General features: G+C 40.2%; 27 protein-coding genes and 1 tRNA gene. 14 read left to right on the top strand and 14 right to left on the bottom strand.

The genetic code is table 11. From position 1 onward, the window contains the following. Positions 1 to 55: 55 nt before the first annotated feature. The 3 genes from KNO94_RS09955 to KNO94_RS09945 all read right to left on the bottom strand — a co-directional run bounded on the left by KNO94_RS09955 (position 56) and on the right by KNO94_RS09945 (position 1,642). Positions 56 to 241, bottom strand: coding sequence for a hypothetical protein (locus KNO94_RS09955; RefSeq protein ID WP_214779322.1), 186 nt, complete (start codon positions 239 to 241; stop codon positions 56 to 58). Between the two features lie 514 nt (positions 242 to 755). Then, positions 756 to 1,166: a hypothetical protein gene (locus tag KNO94_RS09950; RefSeq protein ID WP_214779320.1), complete on the bottom strand. Its 411-nt coding sequence runs from the start codon at positions 1,164 to 1,166 to the stop codon at positions 756 to 758. A gap of 101 nt (positions 1,167 to 1,267) precedes the next feature. Further along, entirely contained in the window at positions 1,268 to 1,642 is a 375-nt protein-coding gene (locus KNO94_RS09945) for a hypothetical protein (protein ID WP_214779318.1), read from the bottom strand. A gap of 118 nt (positions 1,643 to 1,760) precedes the next feature. Between KNO94_RS09945 and KNO94_RS09940 the strand changes: the two genes are divergently transcribed. From KNO94_RS09940 to KNO94_RS09910, 7 genes are all read left to right on the top strand, one after another. Further along, positions 1,761 to 2,516 carry a DUF5986 family protein gene (locus KNO94_RS09940; protein WP_214779317.1) on the top strand — a complete coding sequence of 252 codons (756 nt, stop codon included), beginning with the start codon at positions 1,761 to 1,763 and terminating at the stop codon, positions 2,514 to 2,516. Between the two features lie 32 nt (positions 2,517 to 2,548). Beyond that, positions 2,549 to 3,706 carry a helix-turn-helix domain-containing protein gene (locus tag KNO94_RS09935; protein WP_214779315.1) on the top strand — a complete coding sequence of 386 codons (1,158 nt, stop codon included), beginning with the start codon at positions 2,549 to 2,551 and terminating at the stop codon, positions 3,704 to 3,706. Between the two features lie 137 nt (positions 3,707 to 3,843). Beyond that, a complete protein-coding gene (locus KNO94_RS09930) occupies positions 3,844 to 4,398 on the top strand; it encodes a TIR domain-containing protein (protein ID WP_251125921.1) in 555 nt (184 codons plus the stop codon). Between the two features lie 2 nt (positions 4,399 to 4,400). After that, the gene (locus tag KNO94_RS09925; protein ID WP_214779313.1) at positions 4,401 to 5,867 is read left to right on the top strand and encodes an SIR2 family protein; all 1,467 of its coding nucleotides are present in this window, start codon (positions 4,401 to 4,403) and stop codon (positions 5,865 to 5,867) included. A gap of 2 nt (positions 5,868 to 5,869) precedes the next feature. Beyond that, complete coding sequence (locus KNO94_RS09920) at positions 5,870 to 6,355, top strand: TIR domain-containing protein (RefSeq protein WP_214779311.1); 486 nt, start codon at positions 5,870 to 5,872, stop codon at positions 6,353 to 6,355. Between the two features lie 116 nt (positions 6,356 to 6,471). Further along, positions 6,472 to 7,650, top strand: a complete 1,179-nt coding sequence (locus KNO94_RS09915) for a DNA cytosine methyltransferase (RefSeq protein ID WP_214779309.1) — start codon at positions 6,472 to 6,474, stop codon at positions 7,648 to 7,650. Positions 7,651 to 7,744: 94 nt separating this feature from the next. Next, positions 7,745 to 8,542, top strand: coding sequence for a TdeIII family type II restriction endonuclease (locus tag KNO94_RS09910; protein ID WP_214779307.1), 798 nt, complete (start codon positions 7,745 to 7,747; stop codon positions 8,540 to 8,542). A 75-nt stretch (positions 8,543 to 8,617) separates the two neighbouring features. On the opposite strand, the gene KNO94_RS09905 is transcribed toward KNO94_RS09910, so the two are convergent. Next, complete coding sequence (locus KNO94_RS09905) at positions 8,618 to 9,892, bottom strand: hypothetical protein (RefSeq protein ID WP_214779304.1); 1,275 nt, start codon at positions 9,890 to 9,892, stop codon at positions 8,618 to 8,620. A gap of 246 nt (positions 9,893 to 10,138) precedes the next feature. On the opposite strand from KNO94_RS09905, the gene KNO94_RS09900 reads away from it, so the two are divergent. Beyond that, entirely contained in the window at positions 10,139 to 11,269 is a 1,131-nt protein-coding gene (locus KNO94_RS09900) for a tyrosine-type recombinase/integrase (RefSeq protein WP_214779302.1), read from the top strand. Positions 11,270 to 11,411: 142 nt separating this feature from the next. Here KNO94_RS09900 and KNO94_RS09895 read toward each other — a convergent pair. The 5 genes from KNO94_RS09895 to KNO94_RS09875 form a co-directional block, all read right to left on the bottom strand. Continuing rightward, positions 11,412 to 11,484: transfer RNA gene (locus tag KNO94_RS09895), tRNA-Val, on the bottom strand. A gap of 87 nt (positions 11,485 to 11,571) precedes the next feature. After that, a complete protein-coding gene (locus KNO94_RS09890; protein WP_214779301.1) occupies positions 11,572 to 12,129 on the bottom strand; it encodes a GNAT family N-acetyltransferase in 558 nt (185 codons plus the stop codon). A 75-nt stretch (positions 12,130 to 12,204) separates the two neighbouring features. Then, positions 12,205 to 12,519 (bottom strand): DMT family transporter, encoded by a 315-nt coding sequence (locus tag KNO94_RS09885; protein WP_214779299.1) that lies wholly within the window; start codon positions 12,517 to 12,519, stop codon positions 12,205 to 12,207. Beyond that, positions 12,516 to 12,860 carry a DMT family transporter gene (locus KNO94_RS09880; RefSeq protein WP_214779297.1) on the bottom strand — a complete coding sequence of 115 codons (345 nt, stop codon included), beginning with the start codon at positions 12,858 to 12,860 and terminating at the stop codon, positions 12,516 to 12,518. The genes KNO94_RS09885 and KNO94_RS09880 overlap by 4 nt, the downstream gene beginning before the upstream one ends. Then, positions 12,853 to 13,434, bottom strand: a complete 582-nt coding sequence (locus KNO94_RS09875; protein WP_214779295.1) for a TetR/AcrR family transcriptional regulator — start codon at positions 13,432 to 13,434, stop codon at positions 12,853 to 12,855. The genes KNO94_RS09880 and KNO94_RS09875 overlap by 8 nt, the downstream gene beginning before the upstream one ends. A 114-nt stretch (positions 13,435 to 13,548) precedes the next feature. Here KNO94_RS09875 and KNO94_RS09870 point away from each other — a divergent pair, with 114 nt between their 5' ends. Beyond that, positions 13,549 to 14,331 (top strand): alpha/beta hydrolase, encoded by a 783-nt coding sequence (locus KNO94_RS09870; RefSeq protein ID WP_214779293.1) that lies wholly within the window; start codon positions 13,549 to 13,551, stop codon positions 14,329 to 14,331. Between the two features lie 40 nt (positions 14,332 to 14,371). On the opposite strand, the gene KNO94_RS09865 is transcribed toward KNO94_RS09870, so the two are convergent. After that, complete coding sequence (locus tag KNO94_RS09865; protein WP_214742771.1) at positions 14,372 to 15,610, bottom strand: aminopeptidase; 1,239 nt, start codon at positions 15,608 to 15,610, stop codon at positions 14,372 to 14,374. 112 nt (positions 15,611 to 15,722) lie between these two features. Here KNO94_RS09865 and KNO94_RS09860 point away from each other — a divergent pair, with 112 nt between their 5' ends. The 3 genes from KNO94_RS09860 to KNO94_RS09850 all read left to right on the top strand — a co-directional run bounded on the left by KNO94_RS09860 (position 15,723) and on the right by KNO94_RS09850 (position 19,792). Continuing rightward, entirely contained in the window at positions 15,723 to 16,130 is a 408-nt protein-coding gene (locus tag KNO94_RS09860) for a YkvA family protein (protein ID WP_214742770.1), read from the top strand. Between the two features lie 75 nt (positions 16,131 to 16,205). Then, complete coding sequence (locus tag KNO94_RS09855; RefSeq protein WP_214779291.1) at positions 16,206 to 17,072, top strand: YitT family protein; 867 nt, start codon at positions 16,206 to 16,208, stop codon at positions 17,070 to 17,072. A gap of 113 nt (positions 17,073 to 17,185) precedes the next feature. Continuing rightward, positions 17,186 to 19,792, top strand: a complete 2,607-nt coding sequence (locus tag KNO94_RS09850) for a putative bifunctional diguanylate cyclase/phosphodiesterase (protein WP_214779288.1) — start codon at positions 17,186 to 17,188, stop codon at positions 19,790 to 19,792. A gap of 26 nt (positions 19,793 to 19,818) precedes the next feature. Here the strand turns inward: KNO94_RS09850 and KNO94_RS09845 are convergent, their stop codons facing one another. After that, positions 19,819 to 21,888, bottom strand: coding sequence for an alpha-amylase family protein (locus KNO94_RS09845; RefSeq protein ID WP_214779286.1), 2,070 nt, complete (start codon positions 21,886 to 21,888; stop codon positions 19,819 to 19,821). Positions 21,889 to 22,039: 151 nt separating this feature from the next. On the opposite strand from KNO94_RS09845, the gene KNO94_RS09840 reads away from it, so the two are divergent. Further along, entirely contained in the window at positions 22,040 to 22,663 is a 624-nt protein-coding gene (locus tag KNO94_RS09840; RefSeq protein ID WP_214779283.1) for a hypothetical protein, read from the top strand. A gap of 38 nt (positions 22,664 to 22,701) precedes the next feature. Here the strand turns inward: KNO94_RS09840 and KNO94_RS09835 are convergent, their stop codons facing one another. Together KNO94_RS09835 and KNO94_RS09830 are read right to left on the bottom strand one after the other, a co-directional pair. After that, the gene (locus KNO94_RS09835; protein WP_214779281.1) at positions 22,702 to 24,744 is read right to left on the bottom strand and encodes a heavy metal translocating P-type ATPase; all 2,043 of its coding nucleotides are present in this window, start codon (positions 24,742 to 24,744) and stop codon (positions 22,702 to 22,704) included. Positions 24,745 to 24,851: 107 nt separating this feature from the next. Further along, entirely contained in the window at positions 24,852 to 25,214 is a 363-nt protein-coding gene (locus KNO94_RS09830) for an ArsR/SmtB family transcription factor (RefSeq protein ID WP_214779279.1), read from the bottom strand. Positions 25,215 to 25,361: 147 nt separating this feature from the next. On the opposite strand from KNO94_RS09830, the gene yhfH reads away from it, so the two are divergent. Then, entirely contained in the window at positions 25,362 to 25,520 is a 159-nt protein-coding gene (yhfH, locus tag KNO94_RS09825; RefSeq protein ID WP_214742763.1) for a protein YhfH, read from the top strand. A 34-nt stretch (positions 25,521 to 25,554) separates the two neighbouring features. Here the strand turns inward: yhfH and KNO94_RS09820 are convergent, their stop codons facing one another. Further along, the gene (locus KNO94_RS09820) at positions 25,555 to 25,896 is read right to left on the bottom strand and encodes a fluoride efflux transporter FluC (RefSeq protein ID WP_251125920.1); all 342 of its coding nucleotides are present in this window, start codon (positions 25,894 to 25,896) and stop codon (positions 25,555 to 25,557) included. Position 25,897: the final 1 nt, after the last annotated feature.

Genomic DNA, 25,897 nt, shown 5'->3' with positions numbered 1-25,897 from the left:
CTTATATTAATATTACTACAGAAATTAAAAGTGTGCAAAGGAAAAAAGATGTATTCTATTTCTCCCTTGCATTCTTAAATAAATTCTCTAGTTCATTTAAAAGTTGATCCATTATTTCTTGATTCGATTTGTTTTCAATTCCGCTTCTATCAACATGATTCAAGTTACCAATATAGCGATTCTCATTCAATATTTTTTCATTTTTATCAAGTGATCCATCATTAATCGATTTCTTAGACATTTTTATTCAACTCTCTTCTTTGTTTTTTTCTTCATAATAAGATCCTTTGGTAACTTCCATTTTTCTTTAGCAATTGCCTTTTATATCTCTTAAATAATCGATTGAATAAGTGTTTGCGACTTTTTAATATTAGTTAATAACACTGATATTCCTTGTTCCCGTTAAAAATATTCTTTATTTTTTATTCAATAAATCAATTCTTTGTTTTGCCTATTTTTCATCAATTTTAGACAACATACCCTAAAAACAATTAAATGCTGGAGCATACCGTGGAATTTCGATTTTATTCGATTAAATCCATGCGCTACATTTTAATTTATTTCTTTATAAGCCATTATTTTTAGTTAAGCGGTATTTTATGCTGTCCATACTCTCAATATGGTAGTTAAAGATACTTATTAATCATTATTAATCATAATTAACATAAGTACGTGACTTTAACCATATTCTAATTTTACCGTCATATAAATCTAGAAAATATTAATGAAATGCTTTTTATACAATCCACTCAAATTCACACCTGATTATTATGAGCAATCATTGTATCTAAAATTACTTGTCGAATGAATCCACCAAATAAAATATTCCATATGGAAAGTATACTTAGTTGATCATTATCAGTACTAACGTAAACAATTGACGAAACTAATAAAATTACCGGTGTCATTAGTGCCGTAAATAGAAGCATATTACTGTACAAAGATAGTTCTATTTTTTTATTCCACCAAGAAAAGCGAGAAAATATTGTATGTCCAATAAATCCGAGATTCAGCAATAAGCAATTGAAAATTTGAAACTGTTTTAAAGAAAGATAAAAATCTAATTCACTATAAAAAATAATAAAATTACCAAATCCAATTAACACGAAAATCAATTGATTAATCCACAATAACAACAAAGTACTTTCAGTATCTGATTTATTCAAAAGTAGCACCCTCTTTCGACTTGTTATAAAAAATCTTAACGTGATTGATTGGATATGTCAGGACCAAATAAAAAAAACAGTATTAAACAGCATCCGCCGTTTTAATACTGTAAATGGTTCAAAATTTTCTCTTTCCTTACGTCTTCAAAACACATTTCCATAACTTCTAGTATAAATTCACTAATTCTTGATGTGTCAGAAATATAGTTAATCAAAATACGAGATAACTTAGAATAAAGGTCTTGATGTCCCTTATAGACTTGGTAGTCTCTTAGGACTTTAACTTTTTTTCCGCATGATATGACTAAATTATCCTCAATGACCAGCAGTAAATAGTTGTAATATAGTTCACCTTCTATATCACCTCTACACTTGAATAAGAAAATTTCGAAGTTTGAGTGTTTAATGTAAACCTTTTCTGTAGAATAGTTCTCTCTTTCCATGTCTTCGTCCTCCATATTCATCTTTAATGCCATTTTTAGAACATTTCGACAAAACAACACTCTATCCTATAAAAAATATGTTATTATGTATTCAAAGGTTTACTTTTCAAAACAATTTGTAGCGAATGTTTCCTAAAATGGAGGTAATCGAGTGCAACATACATCATCTGAGAAGATTGGTAATATAATTAACGCTTTTACAGAGCCAGTTATCTTAACTTTGTCGGATATTAAAACGGATTATGACTTAACTACAGAGAATGGTAAACACGGATTAGCATGGGATATTCGTTTTAATAGAATCAAAACCCGCGCTCTACTAAATAATTTCGTAGTCCTAACAAAGAAAAGAAATAATTTGTGGAGTTTCATCTGCGTACTCGATGATTCAGATGATATTTTGTATGTGTTTGTAAAAAATAAAAATTTAATGCGCATAAAAAAGGAATTCGGTAAAAACTCTATTCACTATTTTCATGCCATTGTTTCTTTAGATGGCAAGCCACATGATTTAAATGAACTTCAGTTATCACTATTCCCTCCTCTGTCGCAAGAATATGAATTGAACCGACTTTTAGAAGTTAAAAAGGTTTTGGGTGATGATCACCTTCGTGTTAAGGAAGTGAGATTCATCGTTGCAAAGGAAGAAGACAGACAAATAGTTGGAGCCGAAGTTCATAAATATGATAGATACTTCAATCTGACATCAATCGAAGATTATTCAAATTATGTTTCATTGCCTACGGTAAATGAAATCACATTGAATTCAGAACTCACAGATGAAAAAGAGCAACAAGTCGTTATACCAAAAATTAAAGATTCGTTAAAAAAACAACAAAAAATAGAAACAAAGTTAAAATCCTTAAACAAAGAAAAAGAAGTACAGGAAACTAAGAATAAAATATAGTTTCCCCTTACCTGATAAGGAGGATCACAGTGATGTTAGAAAGATCATTCAATGGTACAAGATTAAAGGAAGGAAGGGTATATAGAGGATTAACACTAACCGACCTAGCAGATAATTTAAATGTTAGTAAACAAATGATTTCGAAGTATGAAAATGGAAAATCAACACCTTCATTCGAAGTAATAATGAAAATGTGTAATATTTTAAATTTTCCTAAAGACTACTTTTATGAAGAATCAATTAATGTAAAAACAGGTAATACTTATTTTCGCTCATTACTTACTTCAAGTAAAAGAGAACGTGAGATGCAATACGATAGAATTAAATATGTAACGATAATCAGGGTTCTTTTAGAAGAATTCGTAGACTTCCCTAGTTTAGATTTACCCTCAATGATTGAGGATGATTGTAACGATATAGAAAAATCGGCCGAGAAACTTAGGGATTATTGGGGGATTGGCAGAAAACCAATTAGAGATATGGTCTATTTGTTAGAAACAAAAGGCTTTGTGATATCGACATCAACACTACCTAACAAAAATATCGATGCATTCGGATGTCTTCAAACCATTGGTAAAAAAGATTATTACTCAATAGTGTTAAGTGATAATAAGAAGAGTTTTTATAGACGTCAATTCGATGTTTCGCACGAGTTGGCACATATAATCCTTCATGACCCTTACCTAAATATTAATGATTTAAGCAAAGAAGAATTCAAACAAATTGAACAAGAAGCAAATGACTTTGCTTCAGCATTTCTAATGCCTAGAGACGAGTTTCTAAATGACGTTCTCATCCACCCTACTGACTTAATGCATTATAAATCTCTCAAGAAAAAATGGGGAGTTTCTATTGGTGCGATGGTTATGAGAGCATACAAACTAGGGGTAATTAATAATGCCACATACCAATATCTACAAAGGAATATTAGTCAAAAAGGTTGGAGAACTAAGGAGCCTTTCGATGACATCAAAGAAATTAATCAACCTGTTTCTATGCAGCAAGCAATAGAACTATTAATCGAGAATGACTATGTCAGCGGTGAGAGCCTTCTTTATCGATTATCAAAAGAATACGGATTAACTCTTAACGCTTCTGAAGTAGAAGATCTTATAGGTTTAGAAATAGGCTATCTAAGTAACTCAAAACAAGAAATACCTAATAATATAGTGAAACTTAAAGACATATAACTTGCTTGAGGGGAATATCCCCTCTTTTCATTAACATAATATGCGAACATACTTTCTTATTTTGATTACTTTTTTCATTTTATAATGGTAATATCAGAATATATAAATAGTTAATAACTTAAAAGGGAGTGCTCTTTTTGAAATTTTTTAATCGTTCTGATTTGATTGCAGAGGGTAGAACAGAAGTAAATAAGTCTTATTTTTCTAATAGTTCTAGTGAGATATTAAAACGACGCTATATTAATTTCGAAAGTAGTAAAACCTATGATATTTTCTTGTCTCACAGTTTTCAAGATGCGGATCTAATTTTAGGATTCACCAAAGAATTAGAACAACGTGGCTATTCGGTTTATGTTGATTGGATTGAGGATGCTCAATTAGATAGAAATCATGTCAATGCACATACTGCAAATCAACTAAGATTCAGAATGAAAAAGTGTAAATGTCTATTGTTTGTTTCTACCGATAATTCAGTTCTCTCAAAATGGATGCCTTGGGAGTTAGGTTATTTTGATGGCATGAAGGGTCGGGTTGCTATAGTCCCAGTTGTAACATCGAGTTCAGTTTCAGACTCTTATAAAGGACAGGAGTATCTTGGTATTTATGACTATATAACTTATGGTAATGTCATTGTAATCAATCATTTTAACGGAACCCAAACTCCATTATTTTCATGGATGAACGGAGGATAATCATGAACTTTTCTAATGAAATCAATACTTTTATTGATGATTATGTCAATTCCTTAAGAGAAGGGAATGCAGCAATTTTTGCAGGAGCGGGTCTTTCAATCCCAACCGGAATGGTAGATTGGAAGGGTTTACTCAGAAAACCCGCCTCACAAATTGGATTAAATGTTGATATCGAAAGTGACTTAGTGTCTATTGCACAGTATATATATAATCGAACAAATACCAAAACCGAACTAGCGAATCTTATTATCAAACACTTTGAAGATAAAGGAAAAGTAACTTCTTCTCATAACATAATCGCAAATCTCCCTATTAGAACCTTTTGGACTACTAACTATGATAATCTTCTAGAACGTTCTTTAAGAATCGCAGGAAAAAATCCGGATGTTAAAAAAAGAGTTCAGGATCTTTCAATCATTAGACCAAAAAGTGATGCAGTCATCTATAAAATGCATGGCGATGCAAATTTAGCATATGAAACTATAATCACAAAAAATGACTACGAAACTTATGAGCACAAAAATCAATTATTTACTATCGCATTGAAAGGTGATTTGGTATCTAAGAAATTTCTATTTGTAGGCTTTAGTTTTGAAGACCCCAATCTAACTCATATTCTCAGCAAAATAAAAATCCTAGTTGAAGACCATGCACAAACACATTATTGTTTCTTTCGAAAAATTCTAAGAGAAGACTTCAGTAACGATAGTGTTGGAGAGAAGCAATTTGAATATGAAAGAATTAAGCAAGAACTAAAATGTATTGATCTCAAACGATATTCCATTCACCCTCTCCTCGTTGACTCTTATGAAGATATCCCTAAAATACTTAATAAAATAAAAGAGAAATTGAACCATGGAAATGTTTTTATTTCAGGAAGTGCTGAACACACGAATGAATATATACCGAATAATCTCTCCCCCACTGAATTCTTGCATTTGTTAAGCCAGGAAATAAGTAGATGTGGATTCAAAATAACTAGTGGTTTTGGAACATTTGTCGGTAGTGCGATTATTAACGGCGTATTAAGCAACATGAAGGATATCGGAACAAAAAATATGAATGAATATTTGAACATTAGACCTTTCCCGCAATTCTCGACAGACTCAAGAGAACTAGTAGATTTGTGGGAAGAATATCGAAGTCAAATGCTCGAGGAAAATGGAATAGCGATATTTGTATTTGGAAATAAAATTAGTGAAGATAGTGACACGGGATTTATCTTGGCTGATGGTGTTGAAGCGGAGTTTAATATGGCAGTCCAATCAAATAAAAAGGTTATACCTATTGGAGCGACTGGATACGTAAGCCTTCTACTGTGGAAAGAAGTGATTACTAATTTTGATCATTATTATCCAGATAACCCGGAACTAAAAAAATACTTTCTCCAATTAGGAAATGAACAATCGGACGCACATAAAATTATTGAATCTACAATTAAAATTTTACAATCTATAAAGGAGGAGTAAGAATGGCAAGAAAAACATTCTTTAGTTTTCATTTTGAAAAAGATTCTTGGAGAGCGGGACAAATTCGAAATAGCGGACTATTTTTAGGCGAAAACGCAGGATTCATTGATAAAGCACATTGGGAGACTGTCAAAAAAAGTGGAGATAAAGCGATAACCACTTGGATTGACACACAATTGAATGGAACTAGTGTGACAGTCGTATTAATTGGAAGTGAAACATCTCAGCGTAAGTATATCAAATATGAAATTAAGCAAAGTTATTTACGAAACAACGGAATGCTGGGCGTTTATATTCATAATGTTAAAGATAAAGACGGATTAACAACTTCTAGAGGGAAAAATCCCTTTGATGAATTCTACATTACCGAGCAAGGAAAGAAAGTATATCTGTCAGAAATTTATCCAGTATATGATTGGGTAAGTGATAATGGTAAACGTAATTTAAGTCAATGGATTGAAAAAGCAGCCTTAAAGGCTGGAAAATAATTTTGGTAAGTAGCCATAAATACATTTGAAACTAATATATGGACCAATTATTTGCTTAGTGCTATAATTTCTTTATATTATCGTAGACAGACTAAGTACTATTAGGAGTGTATTGAATGAATTTTCCTGTAATCTCTCTATTCAGCGGAGCAATGGGACTTGATTTAGGTCTCGAGGCATCTGGATTAGAAATAAAAATCGCACAAGACGTTGATCCATGGTGTGAAAAAACAGCAATTTCAAACGGTAAGAAATATTTATTAGGAGACATCAAAGAACTAATAAAGGAAGATCCTTCTTGTTCTTTTTTACTTGAAAAAGCGAAACTGCAAAAAGATGAAGTGTTTGCAGTAGTCGGAGGCCCTCCATGCCAGTCTTTTTCAACTGCCGGTCGACGTGAGAGTTTAAATGATCCTAGAGGATCTTTATTCATGGAATTTGCCCATGTTATCGAAACCATACGCCCTCGATTTTTTGTTATGGAGAACGTAAAGGGTTTAGTATCCGCATCTGTATCTAAACCTGAAAAAGGAAAAGACAAAAAAGATTATACAGAGGAAGAAAAGCCCGGAAGCGCTCTTGAAATTATTTTAAACACTTTTCGGAATCTTGGATACAAACTAGAGTATGATGTAGTCGATGCAGTATACTTCGGTGTACCTCAGTTCAGAGAGCGCTTAATCATAATTGGATCGAGAGATCATGAGGACATCTTTCTACCGTTTCCGACTCACTTCCCAAAACATCAGAATCCTGATTACAGATGGAGAACAATTAGAGACTCTATAAAAGATTTAGAGGATTCATCTGAGACTTGTGGAACATTCTCAGATGAGAGAATTAAATACTTGAAACATGTCCCTATGGGGGGAAACTGGCGTTCTCTTCCTCAGGAATTACAAAAATCAGCAATGGGTGGAGCGTATGAATCAGGAGGAGGGAAAACAGGTTTCTATCGTCGTCTGGATTATAATCAGCCTGCCCCAACGCTTGTCACCTCCCCAACTCAAAAAGCCACTTTACTTTGCCATCCCGTCCAGCATAGACCTTTAAATGTGAGAGAGTATGCTCGTATTCAACAATTTCCTGATGATTGGAAAATCGAAGGGAAAGCAGAGGATGTGTATAGACAAATAGGAAATGCTGTGCCTATTGGTCTAGGTAAAGCAATAGGACAAGTCTTAATATCTGTCGCATCTCAAGACTCACAAATCGTCACAAAGAGGTCTCGGGGTACCTCAGTGCATAAAAAAATCGAACAGAATACGTCTTCTCGTAATATAAATATAGTTTAATTTCCTACTGCTCATAAATTATGAGCAGTTTTTTACTACTTTTCTTCCTAATAGTAATTTATACTGGAAATATATTGGATTGGAGGAATTCTCATTGAATCTAGAAACCAAAAAGCGTGTATTCGAACACATTTTTCGTGCAATGAAACGAAAAATTGACAACCAGACTCTAGTAAATCCGTTTGATGAATCGACCCTATTAAGAAATAATCCTTTCGGAGCAAGACTTGTACCGCCCGAGGTTTGGAAAGGTTCTAAGTTCGAAAGATCATTCGTCACCACCTTAGGACAAGGAATTTTTGAACAAATCGGACTAATCATTGCAGAAGGTACTGGAGCAACAGCAGTAAATCAGCACAGAAAATCAATTCAACTCAATACATTCCAATTTGACACAATCGATCGCATAGTCAATAGACAAGCCACATCAAAAAAATCAGAAATTGTATCAGATATTGGTGTAGAGTTAAGAAGCATAAGGGATTTAGAAACTGATTCACAAATCAATGTGAATGTTATAAGCGATTTATATATTAAAAGGAGCGATGGGAGAGAAGAATTTTATTCTTTTAAAACTGTAAAACCAAATAAGGATCAAACTGCTGCAGCCAAAAAAAATCTACTATACTTACGTACTGAAAACACTAATAATCACGCGTTTTTCGCACTTCCATACAATCCAGCCGGAGAGGGAAACTTATATTTAAGTCAAAGTCATAAAATACCCGGTAAATTTTTCGATATGGAAGATACTAATTATGTTTTGATTGGTTCAAGCCTTTGGAACAAAATTGGTGATGACGATAATACATATAAAGAATTACTTCAGATTTTTGAAGAAGTCGGAAAATACTCATCTGAAAGAATTAAGAAAGAATACTTCGGACTGTAAAAAAGTTAAAGAGAGAGTTTCTCTCTCTTTAACTTTTACTGAAATTTCAACACTGTCCCTTAAACAATATACTTATTAATTTTCTAGTGATTTAAATATTTCATCATAGTATGTACGATTCGTAATTTCCTTTGCTTTTTTTTCTTTCATACGGTTTTCATTACCCTTGGAAAGATATTCAATTCTTCTTTCTTCTGTTTGCCACTTTCTAATTGTATTTCTTGCCAAATTCAAATCCGGTTTTGCAAAAACTTTAGGAAAATATGCATTAGGTGTACATGGATACCCACTTTCTTTAATTAACAAAACAACGTTTAGAATTTCCTTTAATTTCTTTTCAGAAATTGAAGTCGGAATTTGTTGGATTATTGTGTAGTAACTTTCTGTCTCTTCTTTTTCAAAGAAGAATTTCAGTGTTTCTTCAACTTGTTTTCTCGTAGACACCGCAACTTCAGAGTCAATTTGAATCTTACTGGATTGTCCTGTCTCATCATCTTCTTTTTTAATGATATTCTTAAGGATATTTTCTTTTTCATTATTATCTTGCACTTCGCCACTCCCTACTAGCGAATCGTTATCACGCACTTGCTTATCGTCAGTACTAACTAGCGAATCGCCAGTAAAAAATAACAAAAAATTATGTATCCTATCGTTATCTTCAATCTCCTGAAAACATCGACATTTACCTTCCCTACAAAATGAGTTACATGATTCTTTTTTTATACTTAACCCATTTCTAAAAGCCGAATACAGTGCATCCATAAATTTTCTAATTTCTTTGAACGTATTTTCATATTTCTCAAAAAAGATAACATCCCCAGCCAGACCTCGAACATCTTTTTCTCCAAACATTGTTTTTTTAATGCGTCTTTCATTAGGAATCTTTTGTATACTTCCATTGCTAAATCTTTCGACTATTTCATTCATTATATTAATTTGTTTATTGAATTTTTGTGATTGAGAAGGGCTATCGCTAGCACTTCTGACTTTTTGGACGACACTTATCAAGTGATTTAATATATTCGCTTCTTGAAAGACTAATATATTAACAAAATTAGTGACTGAGTATCTGTTGTTCCTATGATCCGCTACTCCACTTTCATATGTTATGAAACCTAACAATAACAAAAACTGTATGCTATTAGATATGGCGTTTGGATCGAGCCTTGTCTGCATTTGCAGACGTTTATAACTATTCCATGATTCGCTATTAGAGTTTCCCTGTGTACGTTTTAAAACCTCGTATAAGCGATATGGAGCATTTGGTAAACAATACCCCCATCCTGAATCAAAAATCTCCTCAAGTCCTGCCAACCCCTTCTGCTTCAATTCTATAAATACATTTTCCATATATCCACTCTCCTTTTGCAATATTTGAAATTTATCACAACCTCCATATTGTCATGTTAAAATAATACTACTAACTCGACTTACATCCAAATTTTATATTTTAATTACCAATTGTAACTAAAGTGAGTATGCGTAATATAAATGAAAATCAATCACTTCCAGAAGGTTTGAAAAAACAAATGGTTAATAGTAGATATACATTTAAGTAATTAAAATTGATTCTTGAATAAAAAGGAGGAGATGAAAGTGCCGGTAGGACTTCATAAAGATAGAAAGAAAAAAAGGGGCATCTATTACTACGAATTTCAATATCTTGGTGAGAGAAGAAAGAAGAGTGGATTTCACACTAAAGCAGAGGCTTCAAGAGCAGAACAGATTGAAAAAGAAAAAATTCGAAAAATGAAGAACGGAGAATATGAGATTGAAGACCCTTTTTCAACCCACATCCAAGAGTGGCATGACGGAAGAAGAAATATAGCCTCAAGCACCAGATCTGTTTATCAGTACAATTTAAATCATCATATCAAACCATTTTTTATGGAAAAACGAATTAATAGTATTCAGCCTATTGATATCAAAAGATTCATTGATAACCTTCATGCAAAAAAACTAAGTGAAGCAACTATCAAGAAAAACTACAATATTTTGAACAAGTTCTTCAATGACCTGATAAACTTAAAATTATTATCCGATAACCCTTGTTCTGGAATTGAAAAACCAAGAGAAGTCAACAAGAAAATTGAAGTATTTACAAAAGAAGAATTACTTCAATTTTTAAAGTTCGCAGAAACTCATACACGGTACGCTTTTGCATTTAAACTAGCAGCATATACCGGCATGAGACGAGGAGAACTGCTTGCTCTTAAATGGAGTGACATAGACTTCGAAAATAAAACAATACGAATTAATAAACGCATTGTTAAAGGAGATTCCGAAGTAAAAGAACAAGTTGTTGAAGGAACTAAAAGTAACGAAGGAAGGACAATCAAGTTCTCGGACGAATTACTACAAGAACTCATTAAACATCAGCAAGTTCAACAATATGACAAAGGGATCAACCCAATGTACCAAGATTTAAATTTAATTATTTGCACCATCAACGGTACACACGTATCAGTCGATAACTTCTCAAGACAATTTCGGCAGACACTGAAATCAAGTCAAATTAATAAGAATCTAGGGGTTCATGCTTTGCGTCATACTAATGCCACAATGCTTCTTTTAACAGGTACACCAATGAAAGTAGTAAGCGATCGTTTAGGTCATGCAGGAATCCAAATTACAATGGATACCTATGCTCACTTACTCCCTTCAATGGACTCCGATGCAGCGGAAAAACTAGAATACCTTCTTAAAGATACTGATGAGAACTCATGAAAAACAAATCCCCCCGAAATCCCTCCGAAATAAAAAAGACCTTCGATATCGAAGGTCTTTTTTATTCAAAAAAATAGCCATTCCTTTAGAGGAATGGCTTCGTAGAGCCGTTCATTAAGACTCTTCGGGTTTGGCACCCAAGTGATTCTGACTGGGCTCGAACCAGCGACCTCTACCCTGTCAAGGTAGCGCTCTCCCAGCTGAGCTACAGAATCAGGTCGTGTCCTCTCTTAAGGACACTATTAATATATCAAGAAACTATTGAGTTGGCAACAATTTTTTTCATCTTTTTTAAAACTATTTTATCGCGTCATTTGTTGGCGATCGATATGGCGGCATAATCGTTCCAGATCACCCACATAAACCGATACGAGCATGTTTTGATATAACGTGTCGCGGTCCCAATGAAGACCGTTCGCTTTGGCGACACGCTGAGACGGAACGTTTTCCGGATGAATGAGCGATATAATTTCCTTCTCTCCCTCGGTAAAAGCATGCTGCATCAATCGTGTGGCAGCTTCTCGTCCATATCCCATATGCCAATGCTTCGGTGCCAACCAATATCCCACTTCTAACTCAATGTTCCCATCCAACTCATGCAACAGTGTACCGGCATGGCCAATCGGTTCATCACTGTCAAACGTCATCAGTTTCAATAGACCCGTTTGACGCCCAGTCTCGTAACGTGCCAATTGCCGTTCGAACCATTCGATTGTCTGTTCATCCGTATATGGTCTCCCGTCCGGACTGATGAAACGCATCACCCGAGGATCTTGGAGAAGCGATTTAACAAAATAGAAATCAGAAATCGTATACGGTTCAAACCGCAAACGTTCGGATTGCAACTCGACAAGATGCATCGTTTTCCGCCCCTTTCATTCATCCATCTCGTAATCTGAACTAATTAATTCCCGTTTTCAGATTGTTTCAACCCTTCACGCTACAACTTTTAATCCGATCACACTTCCGATAATCAAGATTAAATAAAAGATCCGCCAGCGACTTTTCGATTCGTTCAAATAGAGCATGCCTAATATGACACCGCCTGCCGCTCCAATCCCGACCCAAATGGAATAAGCTAGACTGAGTGGGATACCTTCAAGCGACTTTGATAGCCAATAAAAGCTGAGCGAAAAGGATAGGACGGATACAATCGACCATTTTACGATTTGATATCCTTTTGATTTCCCCATAAAAAATACGGCTGTCATTTCCGCGATCCCGGCGCCAATCAAGTAAACCCAACTCATGCTTCTTCGCCTCCTGTCACTTGTTTCAATCCGATGATTCCGATGATCAGCGTCGTCACAAGTAAAAGTTTCCAACCGCTGATCCCTTCTTCAAATAAGAAGGCTCCGACAATCACCGTCCCGACTGCTCCAATTCCCGTGAACACGGCATACCCCGTTCCTGCCGGTAAAACGCGAAATGCCTTCGCCAATAATCCAAAACTAATAATCAAGAGGCCAATCGTCCACAATGTCGGACCGAGAACCGTGAATCCTTCTGACAACTTCATCGTCGTCGCCCACACGATTTCGAGTAGTCCTGCAAACAGGAGGGAGACCCATGCCCCTTTTTCTTTACTCACGCCAGCCCACCCCTTTCTTAAAAACGCGGAACGCTGCGAGTTGTCGCATCTCCCGATCATCTTCAAATGTGAATAGTGACAAAAGAGCCCCATCTAAAAAGCAATAGTACGCCGCATAGAGTTCGTCGAGTGGTTGCAATGGCAAATCTCCACGCTCCATCGAGAGACGAAACTGTTCTTGTTCAAACTGTTTTAATTCCGCCTCTACTTCTCCAATCACTTCCTCAATATACTCTCGAAATTCCGGTGGTGGCACGAGTAGCATCCGCTTCGTCAACATCCACGTCTCATGATCACTAAAAAATGACGTGAGTGTATGAACGATTGCCTCGATCCGTTCTAAAGGTGGTCGGTCTTCGGTATCCTCACATGTTTCCCGCCATGCTTCTTCGTAACGATTCGCCATATCCGTCACAACTTGCTTAAACAATTGCTCTTTCCCATCGATATGGGCATATAAAGAGGCCTTACGGATTCCGACATCCTCCGCAACGTCTGCGAGCGATACTCCTTCATATCCTTCACGTGCGAATCGAGTGCGTGCAGATTGCATGATTTTTTCTTTTGTATTCACGTCATTCACTCTCCTTGCCTCACACTTTACCTAACGAACGGTAGGTAGTCAAGGAATCTAGTTGTATTTTGAATGATGATTCTCCACAATACAAGGTGAAAGAGGTGAGGAAAGATGATTGAACAATTGAACGTGACGATTCCAACGGAGAAGGTGCGTGGTCAAAAAAGGATTGTCCGCGTGTTTCGGCCCGACTGGGTCGATGTCGACACCCCTTTACCCGTCCTTTATATGCATGATGGGCAAAATGTATTCTCAGGAAGCACGGCTACATATGGAGAAGGATGGGAAATCGACCGTTGCATCAATACACTCCGACTCCCCCTCATGGTCGTCGCCATCGCGAGCGCACCGAACTGGCTCGACCGATATGACGAATATTCATATGAAGAAGATGAGATGTTATATCGTCGTATTGGACCCGATCTTGCGAAAACACGTCCGACACTGGGTGGTCGAGGACGCATATACACGGACTGGATCATGCAGGAGTTGAAACCACGAATCGACAAAGAGTATGCGACAGACCCAGAGGATGTCGGTGTCATGGGGAGTTCGATGGGTGGCGTCATCGCTTTATATATGATGGCGACTTATCCTTCCGTCAAAAAGGTTGGTGCTCTTTCCACCGCAGCTTGGGCGAACCTTGAGCCGTTAATCCAAGCGTTGCAACAAGGGGAACTCAGAGGAAAACTGTATATGGATATCGGCACAAACGAAGAGAGCGGACCAATCACAGCGAGCGATTACTTGTTCACGAATGCAAAACTGATTGAAGCAATCGCAAAAAAAGGCGTCTCCTTCCGATATGAAGTGGAACCGGATGCGATTCATCACGAATCAGCATGGCGCCGCCGCTTGCCTCACGCTCTTCGCTATTTATACGACATCACATGAAAAGAGCGAATTCCGAAGAAATCGGAATTCGCTCTTTCGTTTAGATCACCCAGTTTCCGTCACGCATGATCGCTTCGCGCGTGCCGTCTTCCCGTTCCCCATCGATATTCATTTCGGCTGACCCGATCATAAAGTCAACGTGCGTCATTGAGTCGTTCGCCCCATTTGCCGCAAGTTCCTCTTGTGACATCGAAGGGCCACCTTCAAGACATGTCGAGTAAGCACGACCTAATGCCAAATGGCATGATGCATTTTCGTCAAACAATGTGTTGTAGAAGAGAAGACCTGAATTCGAGATTGGAGAATCATCTGGAACGAGTGCCACTTCACCGATGCGGCGTGCCCCTTCATCCATGTTCAACAATTCATCAAGAGCCGCTTGCCCTTTTTTCGCTTCTGCTTTGACGACTTTGCCGCCCTCAAACCAAAGGGTAAACTCATCAATCAAGTTTCCGCTATAGCTGAGTGGTTTTGTGCTCGACACGTGCCCCTCGACAGAATCTTTATCTGCAAGTGTGAACACTTCTTCAGTCGGCATGTTTGCAATGAAGTCGATTCCGTCCGCGTTCGGACCGCCACCACCGAGGAATACATGCTTTTTCGGAAGGCCGATTGTGAGCTCTGTTCCTGGCGCGCTGTAATGTAATTTCGCATACTTTTTCTCTGTTAGCAGTTTCGCACGACTACGGAGTGAATGATCGTGTTCGTCCCATGCCGCGACGACATCTTCTTGATCCATACGCGTTGCTGCGAAGATGGCCTGCCAAAGCGCTGCAACCGCATCTTCCCGATCTGGAAATACTTTTTGTGCCCATGCGTCTGAAGCACCTGCAACGATTGACCAACTGACATTGTCACTCATCACGTATTGACGCCATTTCGCAAGCGCTTGTCCCGCAGAACGGTTCGCATCTGAGATTCGTGACGATTCGACACCATTCAAGGCATCTGGATCATCACTCACGATGGACAAAAATGCTGTTTTTTCTTCAGCCAATTGCTCAAAGCGTGCCTTGAGCCAATCCGGGAACTCTTTAAACGAATCTGCCGGCGCATCGAAAAAGCGAATTTTCGACGTTTCTTCATCGCTCCAGTTGACGAATACTTGTTTCGCTCCTGCCGCATACGCAGCTTTCACCACGTGACGGACAAGTGGCGCCTGACTGATGTCAGCACGTACTTCTAACTGTTGACCCGGTTGAATGTTTACCCCTTTTTTCACCGCTAGTTCTGCATAGCGTGCAAAATCTGCCTCTGTCGGCATAGAAATCATAGACATATGTATCGTTCCTCCTTTTCAGTTATCTTTATTTTCTTAAATTTCAGGAAAAGTTGCAACCAATGCGCAAAAACGGGCATATTAGTAATTGAAGAATGAAGGAGGAATACACATGGCAGATTGGAAAACAACATACACACATTTTTTAAAACAGGCGAAAGAAGACGTCCACGACCGTGAACAACTCGGTGACTTGCTCGTTCAAGGTGAGCGTGCGCTCGCAAAAGTCACGGTGGATGTGGCGTCCAACGAAATCAGCAATATCGAACGTGAGGAAGAACTTACTCTCTACTTTCAGATGAAACAAATGTTGAACATGTTGCGCGCATTATATAACAACCAATTCGACATGCAACCCGACAAGCAAGAAGAACTCGTGGCAGCGATTTTGTATTTTGTTTCACCGTTCGATGCGATTCCTGACGATGTCCCACTTGGTCTATTTGACGATGCCCAAGTCATCGATTATGTACATGAGCAATTAGCAAGTGACATCGACCGCTTTCATAACGAATTATGACTTGAAATGATTCACGAGTAGCAGTACGCTAGCAGAAGACTTTCTTAAAGGAGGCGTAAGGCCTAGCCATTACCTATGTATGCAAAAACTCGAAAACGGGTTGCCCTCGAAACGGTACTGTTCATCATTACCGGGACAATCCTTCAGTCTGTCTTTGTCAGCTTACTGCTAAAACCTAATGAAATCGGTTCGGGTGGAATTGTCGGGATCACCTTGATTTCGAATGAACTCTTCGGAACACCGATTGGGATGACCCAACTCGTCCTCAACATCCCGCTTTTCATCTTAGGGTTAAAATATTTAGGGCGCCGCTTCATAATGATGACAGGGATTGTCGTCGTGCTGTCCTCGATTCTCATTGATAGCTTGCCCATCCTGATTCCACCGACCCCACTCGACGATCCGCTTGTCGCTTCGGTATTTAGCGGAATTGTTTCAGGACTTGGACTCGCCCTTCTCCTATTCGCAGGAGCCTCTACTGGCGGACTCGATATTTTAGGAAAAGTAATCTATATGAATAACCGAAACTTATCGTTACCAAAAATATTTTTGACACAGGACATCATTGTCTATGTGTTGGTGTTCATCGTCTTTGATATCAAAGCCGTTATGTATGCTCTTGTGTTAAGTTTTGTCCGGTCACGCACGTTGCTCACAATTCATAAGTTCTTCTCCGCTCAAAAGCAATGTTTCATCATTTGCAAAAAAGCAGATGAAATCAATTTGGTCATCAAGCAGAACTTAAAACGTGGTGTCACCATCATGGATGCGACAGGCGGATATTCGAACGACTCGAAAAAAATGCTGTACGTTGTTGTTCAAAACAATGAAATTCCTAGACTTCGACAAATCGTATCTGACATTGATTCTGAGGCATTTGTCACTGTATCTGAAATCGATTCGGTCGTCGGGAACTTTAAAGAACACTCGTATACACTTTAAATCTAAAATTTTCGACAACAATATAGATTGTTGTCGATTTTTTGTGTAATCTTCGTTCACCCGTTCCGATAATAAATAAGAGCCCCATACATATACAGAAGGAGGTGCATGAGTTGTCTGTTCACTCGTTGCGCCAATACGTTCCGGCAATTTTGATCGGAACTTTTTCTACCGGACTTTTATTTTTATTTTTAACTCCACATGATTTACGAAATATGACGTTACTTATTTATTACCTCGTCATCTCAAGTACGGCGATTTTGTTTAGTGGATCAGCAATCTTTAAATATAAAGGAATGCGGCGTTTCATCCACACGTTGATCAGTTTAGGAAACGTATGTTTCACACTCTATTTGCTGATGCATTATCATACGAATGATGATTATACGCAATCGTTACTTTTCCTACAAAATTTCTTTTATTTAATCATGGCTCTTATTGTGATCACGCAATCGATTGAGATTCGTACATTAAAACTACGCACGTTTGATTTGTTCGCCTTGTTTAGTTTTATTGTGATTGGTGGTCTACATATTTGGTTTTATACCACGCAAGACGTTACCCTTGTTTCCCATTTGAGTGGTTTTGAAGAACAAATGTTACTCATCAGTCTGTACATGATGCTTGGATTCCTTTATTTAAATCGGGTCGTCTCGACCGGTCAACAATTCCGGATTTTGTTACTCGTCGGTATACTCGGTTTCACAGTCGCTTCGATCACCAACACATTATTTGTATTTTCGGGCATTACCCACGACCTGATACACATCGTCCAAATCAGTAGTATTTTAACGATCTCCATCAGCTACTGGGTCGATGATTTGTCAGAAGACGCACTCGCCTACGATTCGATCATGGATTATGTCTTGTATAGCGTGGTCGTGATGATGTTCATTCTGGCCTCTGATCGCTTGCTCGGTTCATCTGTGCTCGACTCGATGATTGCGAATGCAGTACTGTTGTTACTCATTCGTCAGTTTGTCGTGTCGAAGCAGAATGCACTCATCAGTCATCGTCTCCATACGGTGAATACAGATTTAGAGGTTGCCGTGTCGACAAAAGCTCATGAACTGGAGATTCGTGAGCAACAGTATCGCTCGCTGTTCGCCTACCACTCAGAGCCGATTTTCTTATTCGATTTACACGGTGAAGTATTATCGGTCAATGAGGCTGGCAGTTCGATTCTAGGACTGACGACAGAGACATTACTCGGCTCAAACATTCTCGATATCATCGAAACGAAAGACCGTGCCCCTTACACCATCATTCTTCAAGAATTGACGAACGGTCGACCGCGAACGATCGACGTACGCGTGATGACGGACGAAGGCGAGACACGTGTCTGGCAACTCGTCAACGTACCAATGATTATCGATGGAGAAGTTGAGGGTATTTATGCGATTGCGAAAGACATCACTCAGATGATTGAGCAACAAGAGCAAATTCTGTATCAAGCAAAATTCGACAGTCTGACCGGTCTTCATAATCGCTATGCACTTCAAGAACAGATCGAGCGATTAATCGAAGAAGGTCGTACGTTCACGCTCATGTTCTCCGATTTAGACGGATTCAAAGAGATTAACGACCAATTCGGACATCATATGGGAGACGAACTTCTTCAACACATCGGAAAACGACTCCGTACCGCACTCTTACCGAACGAATATGCAGGACGACTCGGTGGTGATGAATTTATCGTCGTCGCGGAGCACGGAGACGACGAAATGTTGACGGAACGATTGCGACGGCTCGTCTATCGCCCACCATACTACATGGCGGGGACGCTCGTCGAAGTGCACGCTTCGATCGGGATCGTACGTTTTCCAGAGCACGGGAAGAAATTAAAACATTTACTATCCAATGCCGACTTGGCCATGTACCGTGCGAAGGATAAAGGACGTGACGAAACGGTCATGTTTGAACCGGAGTTACGCGAGGACAAAGAGGAGCGTAAAGTATTGATGGAAGGTCTTGAAACCGCTCTTGAAAAAGGAGAGATCTCCCTTTTCCTTCAACCTCAAGTCGACGCCTCGACGAAGGCGATCATCGGAGCAGAGGCGCTCATGCGTTGGCAACATAACGGAACGTTCATCCCGCCAAGCCAGTTTATCCCGATTGCCGAAGAAACGGGTCACATTCAGGATTTAGGTCGCTGGATGATTCATGAGACATTCCAGTTAATCCACATATTTGAGCAAGGGGACATTCACTTACCGAAACTCTCGGTCAACTTGTCCGTCCGACAGCTGTTTGACGAACACTTGATTGACTATCTAAAAACGCTATTCGAACGGTTCCCGATTGAGCCGTCACGACTCAATTTTGAATTGACGGAAACTGTTGCCGCACATCACTCGGATCGCGTATTAAATCGCATCTTAGAGTTAAAAGCACTCGGTATTAAACTTTCCATTGATGATTTCGGGACAGGTTACAGTTCGCTCGCTTATCTCGTACGATATCCGATCGATGAATTGAAAATTCCTCGAGAGTTCACGATGCAACTCGAAGAGAACCGTGAATATCAAATGGTCACGACGACCATCGTCGCCATGGCACGACAACTCGGCATGGCGCTCGTTGCCGAAGGTGTCGAAACCGAATATCAGGAAAACTTCCTCCGTAAAATCGGATGCGATTCGATGCAAGGTTATCGCTATGCGAAACCGATGCCGCTTGACGAGTTTATTATTTACTACATGAAAAATACAACGCCTTGAACCGCATTTCGGTCCAAGGCGTTTTTTCATCTCATCTCATACACTTTCACTTCTCCCGGCTTCAAATCGACGAGGAGATTCCAATTTTCATCAAACGAATGCTCGGCATATGGCCATGTATATGGTGAATAAATCATTTCCGCAAAACGACTCGCATTCCAATTCCGACGTCGTACCCCATCAAGCGCGACGACTCCTCGCAACGAGTCAACCATATTCGTATTCGCTACGACAAGTAGCGTATCATTCGTCTCTGGACGTAACCAAGCGAATCCAATGAACGGTGCGAACGGTTCGTTTAAGATTAGCGGCTCAAAGTGATTCGGGTCAACGAGTACGTCTAACCATCGCCGACGAATTTCAGCCACTTGATGCATCACTTCAATCATCTCATCCCGTTCCGGATGATCCCAATGGAATTGATATGCATCAAAAAATGCAAGTTTGCCGAAATAAGGATCCGTCGGGAAGAGCTGATAGGCTTCTTCAGGACGACAGTCTAGCCCGGTGTTCATCGGTTGCGTCTCATATAACTCTAGCCCAGAGTTCGTCATCGGAACACCGTTTGGCATAAATCCGTTCAATACCGTCAACAAACGGCTCGCCTGTCGACCTCCATCGCGTGTAGCAAGACGCCTTGTATCAGCTGTTTCACCTGAGGCGAATACTGGAAGAGGCAAAAAACGTGAATCATATAAAAATTGATGGGTTTCATGCGTTTGGAATCGTGGTTCTTTATAGAATCCATATCCGATGATCATATTATAGCCTGCGTCCTTAGCCGCCCAAGCCCCAGACTCAATCAACTCTTCCGCAATAAAGCTGAAATTGGAATCAATGGCACGAGGTTGTTCTAAAATCCGTTGCGCTAAATCGACTGGAAGAGCATGTCCCATATCGATTCGAGCTCCGTCGATCCCATATTCCCGCTGGTAGTGTGGGATGATGTCAGCAAGCATCTCCCAGAGCGGCTCGTTCACTTCATTTCCCCGGAATTGATTGGACTTGATTGAATCAAACAGAATATACGGCGCCACTCCTGCATCATTGACATATGGTGCTGATGCAAGTGGATGGTCAAGGAAGAGACGGAAATACGTCACATCTGACCACGGGGGTTGTGGGTCGTTGATACAATCCGAGAAAGCTGGCGCTGTCGTCAGCCCGAACTCCTGCTCAATCATCGCCAATACGTTCTCTTCCGGATGTTCAAGTAAAAACTCCCGGACCTGATTCCACTTTTCAGCATCAACCAAGTTCGGCGCCATGGAGAATCGACGTAAATGCTGCCAAACGTCCTCCGAGTTATACACCATCGGCAAGAAAGCAAATTCTGGCTTCACATTCTCTCCGATACCAGGCACGTATGGCGGATGATAATAATCGACCTCTGTCAATGGAATCCAATAAAACCATTCTGGATTTTCAAGAATCAATCGGTTATCACGGGCACATGTTCGAGGAATGACATCGATGACGACACGAATCCCTACCATATGGCAAGCTTCTACGAAAGCGGCAAACTCTTCTTCGACAGTCATCGCATCACCCGTCAACGTCTCTTTCAACTCTTCATCGATGGCAAAGAAATCTTGAACGGCATAAGGAGAGCCAAATTCTCCTTTCTTATTTTTATGACTATGTTGCGAAATCGGCAAAAGGAACAAGGTGTCGATTCCCATGTAGAGAAGATGCGGAATGAGCGCAAGCGCTTTCACAAAAGTACCTGTGTCTTTCATTCCAAACGTGTTCTCCATCTCCACGTAACCCGATCCGTCATGATCCCAAGAAGTCGAGGTCCGTACTTGCATGGAATAGACTGAAGCTCGTTTAATCCAATCGCCACCAGTTTGTAAATGCCCATCCGCAAGCGCGATGGACGTGCGATAATCCCGGTTTTCTGTCGCATATGGGAAAATCGTTTTTTCAATCGTTTCTTTTAAAAAGTCATACGGATTGACTCGTTCGACCCCGTTACGGACCGGTTCGGAACTGAAACGCATGCGATTCCAAAGGCTTGGAATCTCATAAGTAAGATCTGTACGCTTGTCTTCTAACACCTGATACAGCTTGTGTAACGATGAGTTCTCTGACATATTGACTCTCCTTATGCATCTAATTATTCCCTTCGGTAAAGAGACACTACATTACTTGATTATATATTTCCCCGATTTTTCCTTTTTCAAAAAAATATTTTCTGCTGTTTCACACAAAATCATGTACGATGTAGAAGGAAGGAGGGATGTGATGTCGCAACGAAAGTGGATTTTACTTTGGATCAGTCTGTCCATTTTATCGATTTCAATTATCGGGATATTCATTGTTCAATTGAAAGAAACAAATGAACGCTTAGAAGTCATACAAGGTGAACAACTCGACTCTTATGAAGCGATTGAAGATATTATGTATTATAATGTCGAACGTGCCAATGCCATCCGTGGTCTACTTGCTTATGAAGACCGCCACTTTTTAGAGATGTACTACAGCATGTCTCAACAAGCCCGAGAATTAAAGCAGTCTGTCATCAATGATCCGGATACCCCGAGTTCGGTTCTCGATTTGCTTGATCGGGATGCCATTTGGGAAAAAGAAGCCGATCGCGTGCTCGTCATTTATGAAGAAGGCGACTTAGTAAAAGCAACGGCTGTTGCGGAAACGATGACAGAGCAACGTCAAACGATTTTAGAAGACTTACGATCCCTCAAACAAATGCAATACAAAGACGTCCATAAAGAATTGATCGCGGCAGAGAATCAAGTGTCCTTCTTAACACAAATACTCTTTACCATCATTTTTTTACTCTTTACTGTCGTTGTCATCCTCACGTTTTTATTGTTGCGAATCAAACCGCAACATGAAACGATCGAATAAAAAAGAAGTGTCTCAAGATTCCACTTGAGACACTTCTTTCATGTAGTCGTGCGAAGTAATCGTGTCGCATTCGCAATGGCTAATAACGCCACTCCGACATCTGCGAACACGGCTTCCCACATCGTGGCGATTCCGAATAGTCCGAACAGCATAACAAGTGCCTTTACTCCGAAAGCAAAAAAGATATTTTGCCAGACGATTCGTTTCGTTCGCTCCCCTAGTTCGATGGCTCGAATGACATCCGTCGGTGCATCATGCATCAAGACGACGTCTGCCGCCGTGACCGCGGTATCACTTCCGACCCCACCCATGACGAGCCCGACATCTGCCCGGGCCAAAGCAGCCGCATCATTCATTCCATCCCCAACGAACGCGACCTTGTGGGAGAGCGTCAACTGCTCAATCGCTTCTACTTTTTCATGTGGAAGCAATTCACCTCGCACTTCAGTCATCCCAAGCTGTTCACCGATCTTTGTCGCAACATCGCGGCGATCTCCAGATAACATGACCGTCCGGAGTCCTGCCTTCTTCAGGTTTTCAATGGTACTGAACGCATCTGGTTTCACCGTATCCATCAACTCAATCCGGCCCAACCACCGATTATTCTTCATCACGTGAACACTCGTACCGTAGGATGAATCGTCAATCGTCTGACCCAGTCGTTCCATATAACGAGCACTTCCGACGTACACATGATCCTCACCGTCACGCGCATAGAGACCGTATCCAGGTTCCTCTTGAATCGATTCAAATGCTTGAACCTCTCCAGCGCGTTGGACGATCGCTTGCGCAAGGGGATGATTAGACGCTCGTTCGACACGGGCAGCAAGATGTAACAGCTCATCAACGTCGACACCTGCTGCCGTCACAACGTCCGTCACCTCAAATCGTCCTGTCGTCAACGTTCCTGTCTTGTCGAAGACGACGGTATCCACTTCGGTCAATGTATCGAGGTACTCTCCACCTTTCACAAGAATTCCTTGTTTCGAACCCGAACCGATTCCACCGAAATAGCCTAACGGAATCGAAATCACTAGTGCACATGGGCAACTAATGACAAGGAAAATCAAGGCGCGATAAATCCATTCGTCTAAATTCCCTACAAATAGCGGAGGAATAAATGCGACAAGTGCGGCCATGACCACGACGAAAGGCGTATAAATCTTTGCCAGACGCGTGATCATCTGCTCCGTTTTGGCTTTCTTTCCATTCGCCTCTTCGACGAGCGCAATCATTTTTTGAAGACTCGACTCAGACGCAATCTTTGTCGTTTCTACGATGAGTCGTCCTTCTATATTGACCATTCCTGCCAAGACTTCCTCTCCCACACTCACTTGTCGTGGAACCGATTCACCTGTCAATGATGCCGTATCAAGAGAACTCGCCCCACTCACGACAAATCCGTCCATCGGAACCAATTCTCCTGAACGAATAACGAGATGCGACCCAATTGAAACGTCTTCTGGCGATTGTTCGATTTCCCGGTCCGCCTCAAGTACACGTGCTCGTGTCGGCTTCATACTCAACAAGGACTGAATGGATTTTCGGGAAGCTCGTACCGCACGTCCTTGCACGTATTCTCCAAGTTGATAAAACAACATAACCGCTACAGCTTCCGGATATTCTGAAATCGCAAATGCCCCAACGGTCGCAATGGTCATCAAGAATTTCTCATCGAACCATTCGCGATGCCATACGTTTCGAATTGCGCCATATACGACATCGTAGCCGGCAAGTCCGTAAGCCACAAGAAATCCTGGAATCGAATCTGTCCAAATGGCAATCGAAAAAATAAGGGCGGCCGCGAGAAATCTCCAAAGCGTCCAATCTCGTCCTTCGGTTTGATCGTCTTCTTGTTTGACAAACTTCGCCCCCGGCTCAATCCGCATCATCGTCTGTTCGATTGATTCGAGCATCCGGTCTCGCTCTGAAGCATCAATCCATTCAATCACCATTCGACTCGTCGCAAAATCAATTTGGCAAGAGGCGACTTCTTCACGTTTCGTTACATCTCGTTCAATTTTAGCCGCACAGTTTGTACAAGTGATCCCGGATACAGGTAGTACCTCTCGATTTTTCATCATATCCCCCTAACATTCAAACGTTCATTTGAATATATCGTACCGCGAAACGATAGACGTGACAATAGGCAAAAATGACCGACCCTTAATAGGATCGGTCATTGGACTCAAACGTCTTTTTGTTCTTCACTATGCGTCAAGGCAATTTCAACAAGCTGTCTGACATGCTCATCGTCCAATGAATAATAGACGACCTTCCCTTGTTTACGGTACTTCACTAGCCCTTGTTCAAGTAACGTCCGCAAATGATGGGATGCGGTCGCATTCGAATGACCAATGATGGCTGCCACATCACAAACACAAAGCTCGTGTTCAAGCGTCAAGACATATAGCACCTTTAGACGGGTCGGGTCAGCGAATGCCTTAAACAATCGACTGACGCGCGGTGCGTCTAGTTGTGCCAAGGCAGATTGTAGCGTAGGGATGTCCTCAGATTGAATCCCGATTGTTTCACACTGTGGCACTTTCATTTTCTTCACCTCGTCATTTGATGTTTATAGTGTAACAAAAAATACTGAATATATCTGTTATATATTATAGTTGACTAATCACGTACTGTTATAATACAATCAACTCAACAACCAATACTGTGAAACTCTAAAGGAGGACATTTCATTATGAACGAATGGGCAAGCCGTCTCGAGTCATCTGTCGAGTTTTATCAAAAATTACCGGACAAAACATGTCAGGAGTGCGGACAGCATATGGACGAACAGTGTGAGTCATACGAAACGACTTGCGCTTCATGCACAGAAAAACTTCAACTCGCAGAATAAAACAACACCCCTTCTCAATCGAAGGGGTGTTGTTTTAGAGTGACCATCCGACATATGCAGCCACTAATCCGAACATATAAGTCGCAAGCAGATAGAGGCCAAAGCGAATCCAATCTTTCGTCGCAAAACGCATCAGTTCAAGTTTTAGCGTCGAAAATGTTGTGAACGAACCGAAGAATCCGACCCCTAAAAAAAGAATGAGCGACGGATGTTGGGTGTGGGCATATAAATAACCGAGACCAAACGAACCTGAAACATTCACGAACAGAGTCGCCCACGGGAATGGTGAATCCGACCACCGCTTCATGAATTGTCCAATGGCAAAACGCGTAATCGCACCTAAGAAAGCGCCAGCCGCAATCCATATGAATGTCATA

The organism is Exiguobacterium sp. s22 (assembly GCF_018617455.1).
Classification (GTDB): Bacteria; Bacillota; Bacilli; order Exiguobacteriales; family Exiguobacteriaceae; genus Exiguobacterium.
Note: the sequence above shows the minus strand (reverse complement) of the source record. Positions and strands in the feature narration are given on the sequence as shown.

What these genes read in the sequence shown, in the direction of transcription:
- yhfH (WP_214742763.1), top strand. Translation starts at nt 25,362, where the DNA reads ATGAACGAATGGGCAAGCCGTCTCGAGTCATCTGTCGAGTTTTATCAA.
- KNO94_RS09860 (WP_214742770.1), top strand. Translation starts at nt 15,723, where the DNA reads ATGGCAGATTGGAAAACAACATACACACATTTTTTAAAACAGGCGAAA.
- KNO94_RS09920 (WP_214779311.1), top strand. Translation starts at nt 5,870, where the DNA reads ATGGCAAGAAAAACATTCTTTAGTTTTCATTTTGAAAAAGATTCTTGG.
- KNO94_RS09865 (WP_214742771.1), bottom strand. Translation starts at nt 15,610, where the DNA reads ATGTCTATGATTTCTATGCCGACAGAGGCAGATTTTGCACGCTATGCA.
- KNO94_RS09870 (WP_214779293.1), top strand. Translation starts at nt 13,549, where the DNA reads ATGATTGAACAATTGAACGTGACGATTCCAACGGAGAAGGTGCGTGGT.
- KNO94_RS09935 (WP_214779315.1), top strand. Translation starts at nt 2,549, where the DNA reads ATGTTAGAAAGATCATTCAATGGTACAAGATTAAAGGAAGGAAGGGTA.
- KNO94_RS09925 (WP_214779313.1), top strand. Translation starts at nt 4,401, where the DNA reads ATGAACTTTTCTAATGAAATCAATACTTTTATTGATGATTATGTCAAT.
- KNO94_RS09885 (WP_214779299.1), bottom strand. Translation starts at nt 12,519, where the DNA reads ATGAGTTGGGTTTACTTGATTGGCGCCGGGATCGCGGAAATGACAGCC.
- KNO94_RS09945 (WP_214779318.1), bottom strand. Translation starts at nt 1,642, where the DNA reads ATGGCATTAAAGATGAATATGGAGGACGAAGACATGGAAAGAGAGAAC.
- KNO94_RS09955 (WP_214779322.1), bottom strand. Translation starts at nt 241, where the DNA reads ATGTCTAAGAAATCGATTAATGATGGATCACTTGATAAAAATGAAAAA.
- KNO94_RS09845 (WP_214779286.1), bottom strand. Translation starts at nt 21,888, where the DNA reads ATGTCAGAGAACTCATCGTTACACAAGCTGTATCAGGTGTTAGAAGAC.
- KNO94_RS09915 (WP_214779309.1), top strand. Translation starts at nt 6,472, where the DNA reads ATGAATTTTCCTGTAATCTCTCTATTCAGCGGAGCAATGGGACTTGAT.
- KNO94_RS09840 (WP_214779283.1), top strand. Translation starts at nt 22,040, where the DNA reads ATGTCGCAACGAAAGTGGATTTTACTTTGGATCAGTCTGTCCATTTTA.
- KNO94_RS09905 (WP_214779304.1), bottom strand. Translation starts at nt 9,892, where the DNA reads ATGGAAAATGTATTTATAGAATTGAAGCAGAAGGGGTTGGCAGGACTT.
- KNO94_RS09820 (WP_251125920.1), bottom strand. Translation starts at nt 25,896, where the DNA reads ATGACATTCATATGGATTGCGGCTGGCGCTTTCTTAGGTGCGATTACG.
- KNO94_RS09855 (WP_214779291.1), top strand. Translation starts at nt 16,206, where the DNA reads ATGTATGCAAAAACTCGAAAACGGGTTGCCCTCGAAACGGTACTGTTC.
- KNO94_RS09835 (WP_214779281.1), bottom strand. Translation starts at nt 24,744, where the DNA reads ATGAAAAATCGAGAGGTACTACCTGTATCCGGGATCACTTGTACAAAC.
- KNO94_RS09890 (WP_214779301.1), bottom strand. Translation starts at nt 12,129, where the DNA reads ATGCATCTTGTCGAGTTGCAATCCGAACGTTTGCGGTTTGAACCGTAT.
- KNO94_RS09830 (WP_214779279.1), bottom strand. Translation starts at nt 25,214, where the DNA reads ATGAAAGTGCCACAGTGTGAAACAATCGGGATTCAATCTGAGGACATC.